Raw genomic sequence first — 15107 nt, 5'->3', positions numbered from 1 at the left:
TCAACCTTCTTGTTCGTGGTGTGCAGCGGCAGGTTTCCGGCGGGAGGCCCGCCACGCGGAGATGCGCTCCTGGATACTCATCACGAACACAAAGAAAACTGGGACGAAGAAAACGGCCAGCACGGTGGCGGTCACCATGCCGCCGAACACGCCGGTACCGATCGCGTGCTGCGTCTCGGCGCTCGCGCCGGTCGCGATCATCAGCGGTACGACGCCGAGGCCGAACGCGAGCGAAGTCATCAGGATCGGGCGCAGGCGCAGCTTCGACGCTTGCACGGCCGCTTCGATCAACCCCTTGCCTTCCTCGCGCAACTGCTTCGCGAACTCGACGATCAGGATCGCGTTCTTGGCGGACAGGCCGATCACGGTGATCATCCCGACCTTGAAGAACACGTCGTTCGGCAATCCGCGCAGCAGCACCGCGCCGATCGCACCGATCAGGCCGAGCGGCACCACCAGCATCACCGACAGCGGAATCGACCAGCTCTCGTACAGCGCGGCCAGCACCAGGAACACGACGATCATCGACAGCACCATCAGCATCGGCGCCTCCGACGCCGACTGGCGTTCCTGCAGCGACTGCCCGGTCCATTCGACCGCGAAGCCGGGCGGCAATTGCGCGGCGAGACGCTCCATCTCGGCCATGGCCGCGCCGCTCGACTGGCCGGGTGCGGCGCCGCCCGAAATGCGCGCGGACGGGTAGCCCTGGAAGCGCACCATCTGCAGCGGCGTCTCGGTCCAGACCGGGCGGACCATTTCGGACAGCGGGACCATACCGCCGGCCGCGTTGCGCACGTAGAGCTTCATCACGTTGTCGATCTGCATGCGCGCCGGCGCATCGGCCTGGATGATCACCTGCTGCATGCGGCCTGCGTTCGGGAAATCGTTCACGTAGGTCGAGCCCATCGCGGTCGACAGCGTGTCGCTGAGCGTCGTGAACGACACGCCGAGCGCTTGGGCCTTCGCACGGTCGATCTCCAGGCGCACGCTCGTGCCGGCCGGCAGGCTGTCCGGATACACACCCGTCACGATCCTGCTTTGCGCGGCCAGCCCGAGCAGCTTCGCTTCAGCCGCCTTGAGCGCGGCCTCGCCCTGGTTGGCGCGGTCTTCGAGGCGCATCGTGAAGCCCGAGCTGTTGCCCATTTCGTCGATCGCCGGCGGCAGCAGGCTCATCACCGTGCCTTCGGTCACACCGGCCATCGCCCGCTGGGCGAGCATGCTTTCCTCGAGCGTCGACGAGCCGCCGCGGTTCTTCCAGTCCTTGAGCACCGCCCAGTTCAGCGCGGCGTTCGAGCCCTGGCCGGAGAAGCCGTAGCCCATCACGGAAATGTTCGACTGGATCGCCGCGCGCGAAGCAAGATGCCTCTCGAGCTTCTTGACCACGTCATGCGTGCGATCGGTGGTCGCGTCCGCGGGCAGCAGGAAGCTGGTCATGAAGTAGCCCTGGTCCTCGTCGGGCAGGAACGAAGACGGCAGGTTCCTGAAGCCGAACACCAGCGCGCCCGCGATCGCGACGAACAGCAGCATCACGCGACCCGTGCGGCCGACCAGGCGGCCGACGCGCGTCTCGTACCATGTCGTCAGGCGGTCGAAGCGGCGGTTGAACCAGCCGAAGAAGCCGCGCTTCTCGTGATGGCCCGGTTCGACCGGCTTGAGCATCGTCGCGCACAGGGCCGGCGTGAGCGTCAGCGCGAGCAGCGCCGAGAACAGGATCGACACGGCCATCGACAGCGTGAACTGCTTGTAGATCACGCCGACCGAGCCGCTCGACATGGCCATCGGGATGAACACGGCGGTCAGAACGAGCGTGATGCCGACGATGGCGCCCGTGATTTCCTTCATCGCCTTCGATGTCGCGTCCTTCGGCGACAGGCCTTCCTCCGCCATCAGGCGCTCGACGTTCTCGACGACGACGATCGCGTCGTCGACGATGATGCCGATTGCGAGCACCATGCCGAACATCGTCAGCACGTTGATCGAGAAGCCTGTCATCGCCATGATCGTGAACGTGCCGAGCATCGCGACCGGTGCGACGATGGCCGGAATCAGCGTGTAGCGGACGTTTTGCAGGAACAGGTACATCACGAGGAACACGAGCACCATCGCCTCGATCAGCGTATGCAGCACTTTCTCGATCGAGATCTTCACGAACGGCGACGTATCGAACGGAATCGAGTAGGTCATGCCCGACGGCATCGCCTTGCTCAGCTCGGCCATCCGCGTACGCACGGCGTCGGCGGTCTTCACCGCATTCGCGCCCGGCGAGAGCAGCACGCCGGCGAGGGTGGCCGGCTTGCCGTTCTCGCGGTTCACGAAGCCGTAACCCTGCGAGCCGAGCTCGACGCGGGCGACGTCGCCGAGCACGACCCTGGAGCCGTCCGCGTTCGCGCGCAGTACGACTGCCGCGAACTCTTCCGGCGTCGTGAGCTGGCCCTGGACGGTGAGCGGCACGCTCACGCGCTGGCCCGGCAGCGCGGGCGACGCGCCGAGGCTGCCCGGCGCGATCTGTACGTTCTGCTGACCGATCGCGGTCGTCAGGTCGCTCATCGACAGTCCGTAGTTGATCAGCTTCTGCGGATCCACCCACACGCGCATCGCGCGTTCGGAGCCGAACAGCTGCACGCGGCCCACGCCGTCGATCCGGCGCAGTTCCTCGGCCACGCTGCGCGACATGTAATCGCTGAGCGCGCCTTCGTCGAAGCGGCCGCTGTCGGAACGCAGGCCGACGAGCATCAGGAAGCCGGACGCCGCGGACTCCACGATCACGCCGTTCTGGCGCACGACCGACGGCAGGCGCGGCTCGACGGTCTTGAGCTTGTTCTGCACGTCGACCTGCGCCATCGCCGGATCGGTGCCGGGCTTGAACGTCACCGTGATCTGCGCGCTGCCGGACGTATCGGCCGACGATTCGAAGTAGAGCAGGTTCTTGACGCCGGACAGTTCGCGTTCGATGAGGCTCAGCACGCCGTCGTTCATCGTTTGCGGCGTGGAGCCGGGGTAGCTTGCGGTAATCGTGACGGTCGGCGGCGCGACCGACGGATAGCGCGCGATCGGCAGTTGCGGGATCGCGATCAGCCCCATCAGGATGATGAAGAGGGCGATCACCCACGCAAATACCGGGCGGCGGATAAAGAATTCAGCCATGACGGAAGGCTCCCTGTGACTCAGTGCGCGGACGCGGTGGCGGCCGCATCAGGCGACTTCCAGTCGGTCGCGGCGGTCGGTGCGCCGTCGATCAGGCGTTCCATGCCTTCGACGACGATCTTCTGCCCGGCCTGCAGGCCCGACTTGATGCGATAGCTGCGGTTCGTCAGCTCGCCGACTTCGACGGCCTTCAGATGCGCGGTGCCCTTCGCGTCGAGCACCCAGACCTGCGGTTTGCCGCCGGCGCGCACGACTGCCTGCTGCGGCACCGTCAGCGCGTTCGCATAGTGCGCGCGCGGAATGCGGGCGCGCACGTACATGCCCGGCAGCAACTGGCGCTTCGGGTTGTCGACCAGCACGCGCACCAGCACGTCGCCGGTGCCCGGGTCGACGTTGACGCCCGAGAACAGCATGCAGCCCTTCACGTCGTAGCGCGTGTCGTCGCCGCGCAGCACGTCGACCGGCAGGCCGTTGCGCGTTGCGTCCGGCTGCGACGCGAGCGCGCCGCGCAGCGATTCGAGCGACGCGGCCGGCTGGCGCACGTCCACGTAGACCTGGTCGATCTGCTGGATGCGCGCCATCGGCTGGCTGTCGGTGCTGGCGACCAGCGCTCCCTCGGTCACGAGGGCCTGGTCGATGCGGCCGGCGATCGGGGCTTCCACTGTCGCGAATTTCAGGTCGAGCTGGCGGCGCGCGAGCGTCGCGCGGGCCTGTGCCACGTCGGCGGCCGCCTGGTCGCGTTGCGACACGGCGTCGTCGTACACCTGGCGGCTGATCGCATCGGCTTCGACGAGCGGCTTGAAGCGCGCCGTCTGCACCTTCGCGCGCTCGAGCGCGGCTTGCGCGCGCTGCAGCGACGCCGCGGCCGTATCCATGTCGGCCTTGAACGGCGCCGGATTGATCTGGAACAGCGGCTGGCCCGCGCGCACTTCGCTGCCTTGCTCGAACAGCCGCCGCTGCACGATGCCGCTGACCTGCGGCCGGATCTCGGCGGTCCGCACGGCCGCGACGCGGCCCGGCAGGTCTTCGGTCACGTCGAGGCGCGAGGCTGCCAGGGTCATCGCCGCAACCGGGGTGGCCGGTGCCGCGGCCTGCTGCCCGGCGGGCCCGCAACCCGCCAGCATCGCCGCCACCAGCGCGCATACGGCGCCGTAGCAGCATCGTTCTTGATTCTTCATAGCGACTCCAGGAAGCGCAGGCAGCCCACTGCCTGCTTTGACGGAGCGGAGTTTGCGTCGAATAGTTGGCGTCTTTGATGCGGAAAGATGGAGATTCGATGGAGCGGGCGAAAAGCGCGGGGAGAAGATGTCGGCAGGCCTTGCCATGCTCCGACGAATGGGCGATTGCGGCCGCCTGGGCGTGGCCGATCGCTATCAGGATCTGGCACTGGCGGTGCGCGGTATCGAAGCGGATCTCGGCAGCGAATGGGTCGCGCCTTTCTTCGTGCGGTACCGAGGGATCGGGGTCGCGCTACCGTTCTGCACCGGCATGTCGCAGCGCATCCGCGGCTTCCGTGTTGTCGTGCGTCAGCGCGAGCCGCAGCAGCGACTGGCCGCGCCGATCGACATGGTTCGGATTCGCGCCATGCGCGACGAGCAGCGGAATCAGCTCGAAGCGATTGAACAGCGTCGCGAACCCCAGCGCGGTTTCGCCGGCGCCGTTCGTCTGGTCGATCGGGCATCGTGTGTCGATCAGGCGCCGCGCGATGTCGGGTTCGTTCTTGAAGAGGGCGCCCATCAGCGCCGTGTTGCCGTGGCGATCGCCGGCGCATGCATTGGCGCCGGCCGACAGCAGGTAGTCGAGCGCAGCGGGCTGGCCGTCGTAGGACGCGAGTATCACGGCCGTAAAACCGCGGCTGTCGGTGGCGTCGACCGGATAGCCGGCGTCGTGCAATGCACGCAGGATGTCGACGCGCCCGACGCGGGCGGCGTCGAACCAGTCGCCGTCATAGCGGCGCAGCGCGGCCGGATCGGCCCTGGAATACGCCGCTTGGTCGGGAAGATGCGCGCAGCCGGCGATCGCGGCCAGCGCCAGGGCCGTTGCGGTCGCGCGGATCGTGCGTGTCAGGCGTTCTGATCGCATGGGGATGTCCTGATGTGGGGATAGGGCCGACGTGCGCGGCGCAACCCCGCACGTCGACGGCGACCGGAGTCGCGGGATCAGTTCTCGCTCAGCTTCGCCGCGAGCGACTGCACCTGCTGAACGTTCGCGTGGACGGCTTGCGCGAGACGCGTGCCGTAGTCGGCGTCGGCCTTGTAGAAGTACGACAGCATCGCGTACTGGTTGCGCGCGTTCGTCACCTTGCCGAGATCGCCGGACAGCGCGGTGATCAGGTCATCCTTGTCCTGCTGCGACAGGCCGCGGTAGTACTCGCCCGCCTGACGGAACAGCAGCTTCTTGTGGATCGCTTCCTGCTGCGTCGTTCCGGCGAGCGTCGTGCGGACGGACTTGTACTGCGGATCCTGCGCGAGCTCGTGCAGCGTCGACGGCTCGTAGTTCACCTCGCCCTTGCGGTCGCCGGCATTCATCTTGCCGTCCTGGTTGTTGTTGACCACCGGCACGACGGGCCGGTTGATCGGCAGGTCCATGTAGTTCGAGCCGAGCCGGTACAGCTGCGTGTCGGCATACGCGAACAGGCGATCCTGCAGCATCCGGTCTTCGGACGGTTCGATGCCCGGCACGAGCCGCGACGGCGCGAACGCCGATTCCTCGGTCGACTGGAAGTAGTTGTCGGGCACGCGATTCAGCGTCATCGTGCCGATCTTGCGTTCAGGGACGCCGGTCCAGACCTTCGTGTCGTCCAGCGCATCGAAGTCGAAACGGTTCAGGTCCTTCGGCGTGAGCACCTGCACGTACAGATCCCACTTCGGATAGTCGCCTTGCTTCAGCGCGCCGTACAGGTCGTTCGTCATCATGTTCCAGTCGCGCCCGATCGACGCGGCGATGTCCTGCGGACGCAGGCCGTGCACGCCTTGCTGGCTTTTCCAGTGGAACTTCACGTAGTGCACGTCGCCACGCGCATTGACGAACTTGAATGCATGCACCGCGAAGCCGTCCATGCGGCGATACGAATCGGGCATGCCGGCATTCGTGTACAGCATCGTCAGCATGTGCGTCGCTTCGGGCGTGTTCGCGAAGAAGTCGAATGCGAGGTTCGGATCCTGCACGCCGGTCACGGCGCTCGGCTTGTTCGCGTGAACGAAGTCGGGGAACTTGATGCCGTCGCGAATGAAGAACACGGGCCAGTTGATGCCGACCATGTCCCAGTTGCCCTGCTGCGTATAGAACTTCACCGCGAAGCCGCGCGGATCGCGCGCCTGTTCGGGCGAGCCGCGCGAGCCCATCACGGTGGAGAACCGCACGAACACCGGCGTGCGGGTGCCCGGCGTGAAGACCTTCGCTTTCGTCAGGTCCGAGATGTCGGCGGTCGGCACGAACTCGCCGAATGCGCCGGTGCCGCGCGCATGCACGACACGTTCGGGAATGCGCTCGCGATCGAAGCGCTGCAGTTTCTCGATGAGCGCGGAGTCCTGCAGGAGCACGGGGCCGGCAGGGCCGGCCGTCTGCGAATTCTGGTTGTCGCCGACGGGCGCGCCGGAGTCCCGGGTGAGTTCGGCGGCATGGGGAGAAGCGGAGAGTGCAACGCAGATCGCGGCGACTGCGTGCCTCAGCACGCGATGGGAGGATGAGGACATGACGATGGAACTCCTTGAATCCGATCGGTGGTGGGGAAGCCGACTGAATTAGAAGAGATCGTCAGACGATTGACCAATTGATATTGGATATGTTTTCGATAGCCGCGGCGTCGGTGCGGTGCGGGCCCGGTCGATGCGGAAGGAAAGAACGAATATTGTTGCGCGCGCAATGAGTCATTGCGCTGAGAATGATGCCGCAGCCATGCATGTATCGCGCAGGCACCGTCAAACCGCGCCTGCCTGCCATCCGAGCCCGAGGCTCTTCTGCAGCGACACGTAATCCTTGATCAGTTCGGCTTGCCCGGCGATCACGTTCTGCTGCGCGGACAGCGCTTCGCGTTGCGTGTCGAGCAGGTCGATCATCGATGCGACGCCCGCGCGATAGCGCTCGTCCATCAGCGATCGGGAATGCACGGCCGACGTTTGGACCTTGGTGAGCGCAACAACGTGCTCGCGCTGGTGTCCATAGCGCTGCAGTGCCGTATTTGCATCCTGCAGCGCGCCGAGCACAGCCTTCAGGTAATTCGCTTCCGCTTCGTCGCGCGATGCTTCGGCCGCGCGCACTGCGCCGCGTGTGCGGCCGAAATCGAGAATGTTCCATTGCAGATATGGCGCACCGACCCACGTGAAGTTCTGCTTGCGGAACAGATGGCCGGGGTCCGTCGCGCTGAAGCCGAGATCGCCGAGCAGCGTCACCTTCGGGAAATAGTCGGCGACATGCTCGCCGATCTGCGCATGGCTCGACGCGAGCCGGCGCTCGGCCGCGCGAATGTCGGGGCGCTGCTTCAGCAATGCGGCGGGATCGCCGATTGCGACGCTGCCGGGCAGCGTCGGCAGCGGGGCGTCCGGTGTCGACAGCGCGGCGTCGAGCGCACCCGGCGCGCGGCCCGTCAGGATCGCGAGCCGGTCGAGCGACTCCGTCACCTGCGCGTCGAGCGGGATCAACGACGCACGCGTGCTCTCGACCTGCGTCGTCAGGCGTTCGATGTCCACATCGGCCGCGATGCCGCGTGCGCGGCGCTGCTGCGTCAGGTCGAGCATCGTCTGCTGCAGTTCGGCCGTGCGCTGCGACAGCGCCAGCCGCTGCTGCTGGTCGCGCAGGTCGACGTAGGCGGTCGCGACTTCGGCGGCGATCGACACCTGGGTGTCCGAGAGATCCGCGTCGACGGCCTCGGCCTGTGCGAACGCGGCTTCGACCGCACGGCGCGTGCCGCCGAACAGGTCGATTTCCCAGGTCGCGTCGAAGCCTGCCGAATAAAGCTGCAGCGGCCCCGAGCCGCCAAGCGACGGCGACGTACCACCCGACTGGTTCGAGCCGTTCGACGGCAGCAATGAGCCGAGTGCGCTGACGTTCGGTTCGCGCATGCGGATGGCCGCGACGGTGGCCGACGATTTCGGCAACTGGGCCGCGCGCTGTTGCGAGAGCTGCGCGCGCGCTGCGCGCAAGCGTGCCTGCGCGGCGTGCAGATCGGGGCTGTATACGAGCGCCGCGGTGATCAGCTCGTCGAGCTGGCGATCGTTCAGCGCGTGCCACCACGCGCTGGGTGCGGGCGCGGCGGTGTCGACGCCGGATGCCGGCGCGCGCACGAAGGTCGGCGCATCGGGTACGGCGGGCGCGCCATGGTAGTCGGGGCCGACCGTGCAGCCGGCGAGCAGGCACGCGGCCGCGCACAGCGTGAGCGCAGGGCGGCGGGGCAGGGAGAAGGGTTTCATTGCGGAAGACGGTTCAATGGCCGGACGACATCGGTTGCGGCCCGCGCGGCGTTCTCAGCAGCAGCGCGAGCGGCACGCACGCGAGCAGCGCGAGGCCCAGCAGATAAAAGGTTTCGGAATAGGTCATCACGACCGCCTGGATCTGGATCTGCTGCGCAAGCTGTCCGAGCGCACGCAGGTTCGAATATGCGAGATCGCCGGTGTGCGCGAACCAGTTGGCCGCATAGGCCGACAACCGGTCCTGCCCGATCAGCGAGTTCGCGGTCACCGATTCGCGGAGCGCGGCCGTATGGAAGGTCGTGCGCCGGTCGATCACGGTGCCGATGATCGCGAGCCCGATCGAGCCGCCGAGATTGCGCGCCATGTTGTAGAGCCCGGCCGCGTCGCCCGAGTCTTCGCGCGCGACGGCCGCCATCGACGCCTGGTTGAGCGGCATCATCGCGAGCATCTGCGCAAGACCGCGGATCAGCTGCGACCACACGAAGTCGTGGCCGACGCTCTGCGCGGTCAGGCTGATGTCGAGCATGCAGCTCAGGCAGAACAGCAGCAGCCCCGAGATCACGAGGATGCGGAAATCGACCTTGCCGAGCAGGCGCGGCAGGATCGGCATCACGAGAAAGGCCGGCAGGCCCGACAGCAGCATGATCGCGCCGGCCTGTTCGGCGTTGTAGCCGGCGACGATCGCGAGGAACTGCGGCAGCAGGTAGGACACGCCGTACAGCCCGGCGCCGACCGCGGACACGATCACGATCACGCTCGCGTAGCGCGGGTTGCGCATCAGCGACAGCCGCATGATCGGCCGCTTCGCGAAGCGCTGCGACAGCGCGATCAGGATCATCCCGGCGAACGACACGACGCTCAGCGTGACGATCGTCTGCGATTCGAACCAGCGCTCGCGCTGGCCTTCCTCGAGCACGACGGTGAGCGAGCTCAGCCCGATCGCGAGGCCGGCGATCCCGAGCCAGTCCGCGTTGAAGAACGCGCCCCATTGCGGGCGATCCGACGGCAGACCGAACACCAGCAGTGCCATCAGCAAAAGGCACACGGGCAGGTTCAGGAAAAAGCACCAGCTCCAGTTCACGTTCTCCGCGAGCCAGCCGCCGAGCACCGGGCCGAACAGCGGCCCGAGCAGCACGATCAGGCCGAACAGCGTCATCCCGACCGGTAACTGCGACAACGGCAGCCGTGTGCGGATGATGGTCTGCGCGGTCGGGATCAGCGCGCCGCCGGTGAAGCCCTGGCCGATCCGGCCGGCGATCATCATCGGCAGCGAATGCGACCAGCCGCACATCATCGAGAACGCGATGAACAGCGCGGAGTTCGTCAGCAGGAAATTGCGCAGCCCGAACACGCGCGTGAGCCACGCGGCGAGCGGGATCATCACGATTTCCGACATCAGGTAGCCGGTCGAGATCCACGTGCCTTCGGTGCCGGTCGCGCCGATTTCACCCTGGATCTGCGGCAGCGCGGAGTTCGTGATCGAGATGTCGAGCGTCGCCATCAGCGCGCCGAGCGCGCCGGCCGCGACCGCGATCCAGTCGGTCACGCTCGCGCGGCCTTCGTGCGGCGGCGCGGGGGTCGTCGCGGGCGTGTCAGCCATGGCGCTGCTCGTCGCGGGCCGAGCGTGTATCGACGTCGACCGTCACCGACAGCCCCGGCAGCAGCATGTGCTGTGCGCGGGCGTCCGCGGCGAGGCGGATGCGCACCGGCACGCGCTGGACGATCTTCGTGAAGTTGCCGGTTGCGTTCTCGGGCGGCAGCAGCGCGAACTGCGCGCCGGTGCCGGGCGCGAAGCTGTCGACGATGCCGGATAGCGCGCCGTCCGGCAGTGCGTCGACATGCAGTTCGACGGGCTGGCCGATGCGCATCTGGCGGATCTGCGTTTCCTTGAAATTTGCGACGAGGTAGATCGAATTGACGGGAACCACGGTCAACAGGCGCGTGCCGGGCTGCACATATTGACCGACGCGCACCGTGCGATCGCCGACGCGGCCGTCGAGCGTGCTGCGCACGATCGTGTTGTCGAGGTCGAGCTGCGCCTGCGCGGCGCTGGCCTGCGCGGCCTCGAGCTGCGCGCGCGCCTGCTGGAGCTGTGCGGTGAATGACGTGATCTGCGTGCGTGCGTGCGGCGGCGATCGACGCATTGTTCGCGGCGAGCGTCGCGGTTGCCTGGTCGCGCGTGCTCTTCAGGTCGGCGACGCGTTCGTGCGTTTCGGCGCCGGTCGCGGCGAGCGGTGCATAACGCGCGTACTCGTCGCTCGCGTGCCGCGCGTTGATCTGCGACACCTTCGCCTGCGCATCGGCCTGTTCGAGATTCGCGTGCTGCTGGCTGATGTCGGCTTCGGCGCGCGCGATATCGGCGCGGCGCGCGTCGACGGTTGCGCGCGATTGCGCGAGCGCGACCTGGTACTGGCGGACGTCGAGCCGCACGAGCGGATCGCCGGCCTTCACGGCCTGGTTGTCGCGCACGTAGACGTCGGTCACGTAGCCGGCGACCTTCGGCGCGGCGGTCATGCTGTCGGCCTGCAGGTACGCGTCGTTGGTGCTTTCGATGAAGCGGCCGACCGTCCACCAGCGGCCGAGCCAGGCGGCGGCGCCGAGGGTCGCGAGCACGGCGACGACGAGCAGGATGCGCCGCTTCGATCCGACCTTGCCGTTGCGCGGCGTTGTTCCGGTTTCCTGACGATTTACTTTCTGTGGCGGGTCTTGCAGCGTCGACATGCTGGCATCCAATTTATTCCGAGTGGAAGAATTATTCCAGTTGATAAAATTGTGTCAAGTAGAATGTCGGTCGATCGAATGACGAGGAAGGCATGAACGAAGCGAAGAAGCTGCGCCGCACGTCGGCGGGCGGCTACGCGCGCGGCGACGAAACGCGCCAGCGGATCATCGAGGCGGCGATCGAACTGTTCGGCGAACGCGGGTTCGCGGGTGCATCGACGCGCGAGATCGCCGCGATGGCCGGCGTGAACGCGCCGGCGCTCCAGTACTACTTCGAGAACAAGGAAGGCGTTTATCGCGCGTGCGTGGAGACGATCGCCGAGCACGGCTGGGAGGTGTTCGCGCCGGCGGTCGGCCATGCGTGGGCGATGCTCGATGCGGACGCGGACGTCGACGTGCTGATCGACGCGTTCGTCGGGCTGCTGCGCGCGTTGTCGGACCGGATGTTCACCGCACCGAAGACGATGAACCAGCGGATGTTCTTCGCGCGCGAGCAGGGCGGCCAGGAGCCGGCGAGCGCGAGCGGAATCCTGATGAAGCGCATGCGCAAGCCGCTCAACGACGTGAGCGCCGAGCTGATCGGCCGCATCTCCGGGCGGCCGGCCGACGATCCCGTCACGCGATTGCGCGCGCTGAGCCTGTTCGGGCAACTCACGGTGTTTCACATCGCGCAGCGTTCGGCGCTTCAACTGCTCGAATGGGAAGCGTTCGAGGGCGAACGCGCGACGCTGCTGATCGAGACGATCGCCGACCAGACGCGCGTGCTGCTCGAACAATGGCACGCACAGCGCGACGCGGGTGCCGCTGGTGCTGAAGCCGGTGCGAAGCGGGGGCAGCGTGCCGCGGCGAAACGCACGGCGAAGCCGGGTCCGTCAACGCCTGCGGCGGCAAGCACGCGGCGTGCGAGGAAGCCCGCCGCGCGTTGAGCGCGGCGCGCCGCTAGCCCTGGCCGGTCAGCCCGGCTTGCGCTCCGGTTCGCCGGGCGAAGGCGGCCGGGCCGCCGTTTCGGTGGCGTTGCCGTTGTGGGTGTTGCTGCCGCCGTCGCCGTTGCTTTCGCCTTCGCCTTCGCCTTCGCCGTTGCCGCCAGGCCGTGATCCATCCGCATACGCGACGAGGCTGCGTTGCGGATTGGCGATCCGGATGCCGCGTTCGCGGAACGTTTCCGCGATCCGCCGGTTGAATTCACGCTGCACGCTCCAGCGCGTCGAGTCCGTGCACTGCATCTGCCCGGCGAGCGCGAGCGCCGCACCGTCGACCTGGTCGATGCCCCAGTAGCTGAAGTCCGACAGGATCCCGTCGTGGTATTTCGGATCGTCGCGCAAGGCGGCGCCGATCTCCTTCAGCGTCGCGATCGCGCGGTCGATGTCCTCGCCATACGCGATGCTGACCTTGACGGCCGCGTTGCCGAGCCCGCGATTCGTGTTGTTGACGGTCGTCACCGAGCTGAACGGAATCGTGTACAGCGACCCGTCCCCCGCGCGCAGCCGCACGGTACGGATCGACAGGTATTCGACCGTGCCCGACACGCCGGCGAGCGTGACCCAGTCGCCGACCTGCATCGCGTTTTCCATCAGCAGGAAGATCCCGGTGATGAAATCCTGCACGAGCTTCTGCGAGCCGAAGCCGAGCGCGACGCCGAAGATGCTGGCGCCGGCCAGCAGCGGGCCGACGTTCACGCCGAGTTCGCTGAGGCCCGTCAGCACGACGACCAGCGCGATCATCACGAACAGCAGCGAGCGCAGCATCGGCAGCAGCGTGCGCAGCCGCGCCGCGCGCACGAGATTGCCTTCGCGGGTCCATCGCTGCAGACGTCGCTCGATCGCGATGTTCGCGGCTTCCCATACGACGAGCGCGACGATGGCCGCGATCGCGATCGTCACCAGCGCCGACGCGAGCCGGTGGCCGATCGTGCCCGTCTCGAACGCGCGGAAGATCGGCACGCCCCAGATCTGCAGCAGCAGCGCGACCGTCACGATGCCGATCGCAACCGATACGATCTGGCGCAGCAGCGGGTAGTAGCGGTACGCGTGCAGGTGGACGAGCGTGCGGTCTTCGTCGCGGCGCTGGAATAGCCGCGCGAGCGCGTCGAACACGATGATCGACACGATCCGCATGCCGATCATCGCGGCGATCGAACGGCCGCCGAGCGTGATCAGCACGCGGTAGCCGTGATGGACGTCGAGCGCCCACACGAACCACAGCGCCATCACGATGAATACCGACACGGGCGCCCATGCGTCCGCGAGCGCGTTGCCGACCACCGCGACGGTCGGATGGTCCGCGCCGGCTGCGCGGATCCGCGCGGCGACCGACCGGCGGCACTGCAGGATCAGCGCCGAGATCATCACGTGCCCGACGAGCGCGACGGCTTTCAGCAGCGCGACGTGACCGGCCTCGCTGAGCCCGAAGTTCGCGGCGATCTCGATCGCGGCCGTGCTGACGCCGACCACGATCACGATTCGCGCGATCGAGCGTTGCGCGAAGTCGGCCCATGCGTCGCTGATTTGCAGCAGCCGCAATTGCCGTGCATCGGGCTGGAACGACAGCCGGCTGACGATCGTGACCAGCCGGCAGATCACGTAGATGTCGATCAGCGATTCGAGCGCGGATTCGATCGGCGTGCCTGCATCGCCGATCATCGACATCGTCAGGCTCGCGGCACCGACGAACACGAGCAGCGGCACCGCGCGCAGCGCGAGGCTGACGAGCGCGCGCGGCATCCGGTGCAACAGTGTGGTGTGACGCCGCGCGTGGCCGCGGTCTTGCGATGACGCGGGTATGGCGTCGGATGCGTCGGCAGTGTCGGCAACGTCAGGGGCGTCCGGCCGGTCTGAAGATTCCGGTGGCGGCGCGTTGTCGTCGTCGGGCGCGGTGCTGCGCGACGAGTCGGCGCGCCGTGCCGCCAGCGCGGCCAGCGCGCGCCGCAGCAGCCGCTTCGCGAACCATTCGAACAGCAGCGCGGGCACGAGCACGGCGATGATGATCCAGAGCGCGTGCGCGAGATCGGCGCGCTCGTCGGCGCGCACCAGCCTGTCGTGCCACCAGCTTCCGACCGAGCCTACATCGAGCAGCGAGCGCAGCGATTCCTTCAGCGCGCTGCCGATTTCGGTGCTCCAGCGCGCCCCCTGGCGGACGAGCATCGACGCGAGCCCGTTCGACGTGAGCGCGGTCGGCGCGGCGGCAGCAGACGCGCCACTTGCCGCGTCGGCTTCGCTTGCCGCGACCGCGGGTGCGCTCAATGCGCCGACGGCGGCGATTGCGCGCAGCGTCGTTTCGACCTGGGCGCGCTGGCGCGGGTTTTCGAGCACGGCGAGTGCCTGCTGGGCCTGTTGCGGCGTCAGCGCGGGCGCGGTGCCGGAGGCGGCCGATGCGGCGGCCGGTGCGGGAGCGGCCGCGTGCGCAGCCGAGACGACGGCGGCGAGCAGCCAGCCGAGGAGAAGTTGGCGCATGAGTAGTCATGCGGGCGCGCATCGGCGCGCGGCCCGCCGGGCTGAACGATGGACGGAAGTTAACATGATCTCGATCGAAGCCGAATAGTTCCATCGACGAATATTCGATTCGGGCATACGCGAGGCAGCGCGGGCGTTGGCGGCCCGTATTTGCATCGCGATCTTGTCGGCAGGGCGTTCGGACGGGCAAGTGTCCGACACAAGACTGTAACGATCCGACATGTGGACACGTCCTTCTTGTCGAATCGTAAGCGTCCTGTAACGCATACCTGTTGGGGACCCGGTGTACAGATGTGAACCGGGAACGGTTGTCGAACGCGAATGGCGTATCGTTATGCGAGCGTTCGCCCGATCACGAACAAAGGACAATCATCGCAACACGCAC

The 15107-nt window shown here is 67.3% G+C and carries 8 protein-coding genes and 2 pseudogenes; 2 read left to right on the top strand and 8 right to left on the bottom strand.

Features of this window, described 5'->3' with window-relative positions:
- Positions 1 to 3144, bottom strand: coding sequence for a multidrug efflux RND transporter permease subunit (locus ABD05_RS17155; protein ID WP_047901386.1), 3144 nt, complete (start codon positions 3142 to 3144; stop codon positions 1 to 3).
- A gap of 20 nt (positions 3145 to 3164) precedes the next feature.
- Complete coding sequence (locus tag ABD05_RS17150; RefSeq protein ID WP_047901385.1) at positions 3165 to 4322, bottom strand: efflux RND transporter periplasmic adaptor subunit; 1158 nt, start codon at positions 4320 to 4322, stop codon at positions 3165 to 3167.
- A 163-nt stretch (positions 4323 to 4485) separates the two neighbouring features.
- On the opposite strand from ABD05_RS17150, the pseudogene ABD05_RS36260 reads away from it, so the two are divergent.
- Positions 4486 to 4602, top strand: a pseudogene (locus tag ABD05_RS36260) (APH(3') family aminoglycoside O-phosphotransferase); the annotation flags it as partial.
- A 12-nt stretch (positions 4603 to 4614) separates the two neighbouring features.
- Here the strand turns inward: ABD05_RS36260 and ABD05_RS17145 are convergent.
- The 5 genes and pseudogenes from ABD05_RS17145 to ABD05_RS17125 form a co-directional block, all read right to left on the bottom strand.
- Complete coding sequence (locus ABD05_RS17145; RefSeq protein ID WP_047901384.1) at positions 4615 to 5226, bottom strand: ankyrin repeat domain-containing protein; 612 nt, start codon at positions 5224 to 5226, stop codon at positions 4615 to 4617.
- Positions 5227 to 5303: 77 nt separating this feature from the next.
- Positions 5304 to 6839, bottom strand: coding sequence for a catalase (locus ABD05_RS17140; RefSeq protein ID WP_047901383.1), 1536 nt, complete (start codon positions 6837 to 6839; stop codon positions 5304 to 5306).
- Between the two features lie 225 nt (positions 6840 to 7064).
- Positions 7065 to 8552, bottom strand: coding sequence for an efflux transporter outer membrane subunit (locus ABD05_RS17135; protein ID WP_047901382.1), 1488 nt, complete (start codon positions 8550 to 8552; stop codon positions 7065 to 7067).
- Between the two features lie 13 nt (positions 8553 to 8565).
- Positions 8566 to 10152 carry an MDR family MFS transporter gene (locus ABD05_RS17130; RefSeq protein WP_047901381.1) on the bottom strand — a complete coding sequence of 529 codons (1587 nt, stop codon included), beginning with the start codon at positions 10150 to 10152 and terminating at the stop codon, positions 8566 to 8568.
- Positions 10145 to 11273, bottom strand: a pseudogene (locus tag ABD05_RS17125) (HlyD family secretion protein). The gene ABD05_RS17130 and the pseudogene ABD05_RS17125 overlap by 8 nt, the downstream one beginning before the upstream one ends.
- Before the next feature lie 92 nt (positions 11274 to 11365).
- Here ABD05_RS17125 and ABD05_RS17120 point away from each other — a divergent pair.
- Positions 11366 to 12199, top strand: a complete 834-nt coding sequence (locus ABD05_RS17120; RefSeq protein ID WP_047901380.1) for a CerR family C-terminal domain-containing protein — start codon at positions 11366 to 11368, stop codon at positions 12197 to 12199.
- Between the two features lie 27 nt (positions 12200 to 12226).
- Here ABD05_RS17120 and ABD05_RS17115 read toward each other — a convergent pair whose 3' ends face one another.
- The gene (locus tag ABD05_RS17115) at positions 12227 to 14722 is read right to left on the bottom strand and encodes a mechanosensitive ion channel family protein (RefSeq protein WP_047901379.1); all 2496 of its coding nucleotides are present in this window, start codon (positions 14720 to 14722) and stop codon (positions 12227 to 12229) included.
- Positions 14723 to 15107: the final 385 nt, after the last annotated feature.

The organism is Burkholderia pyrrocinia (assembly GCF_001028665.1).
GTDB lineage: Bacteria > Pseudomonadota > Gammaproteobacteria > Burkholderiales > Burkholderiaceae > Burkholderia > Burkholderia pyrrocinia.
Note: the sequence above shows the minus strand (reverse complement) of the source record. Positions and strands in the feature narration are given on the sequence as shown.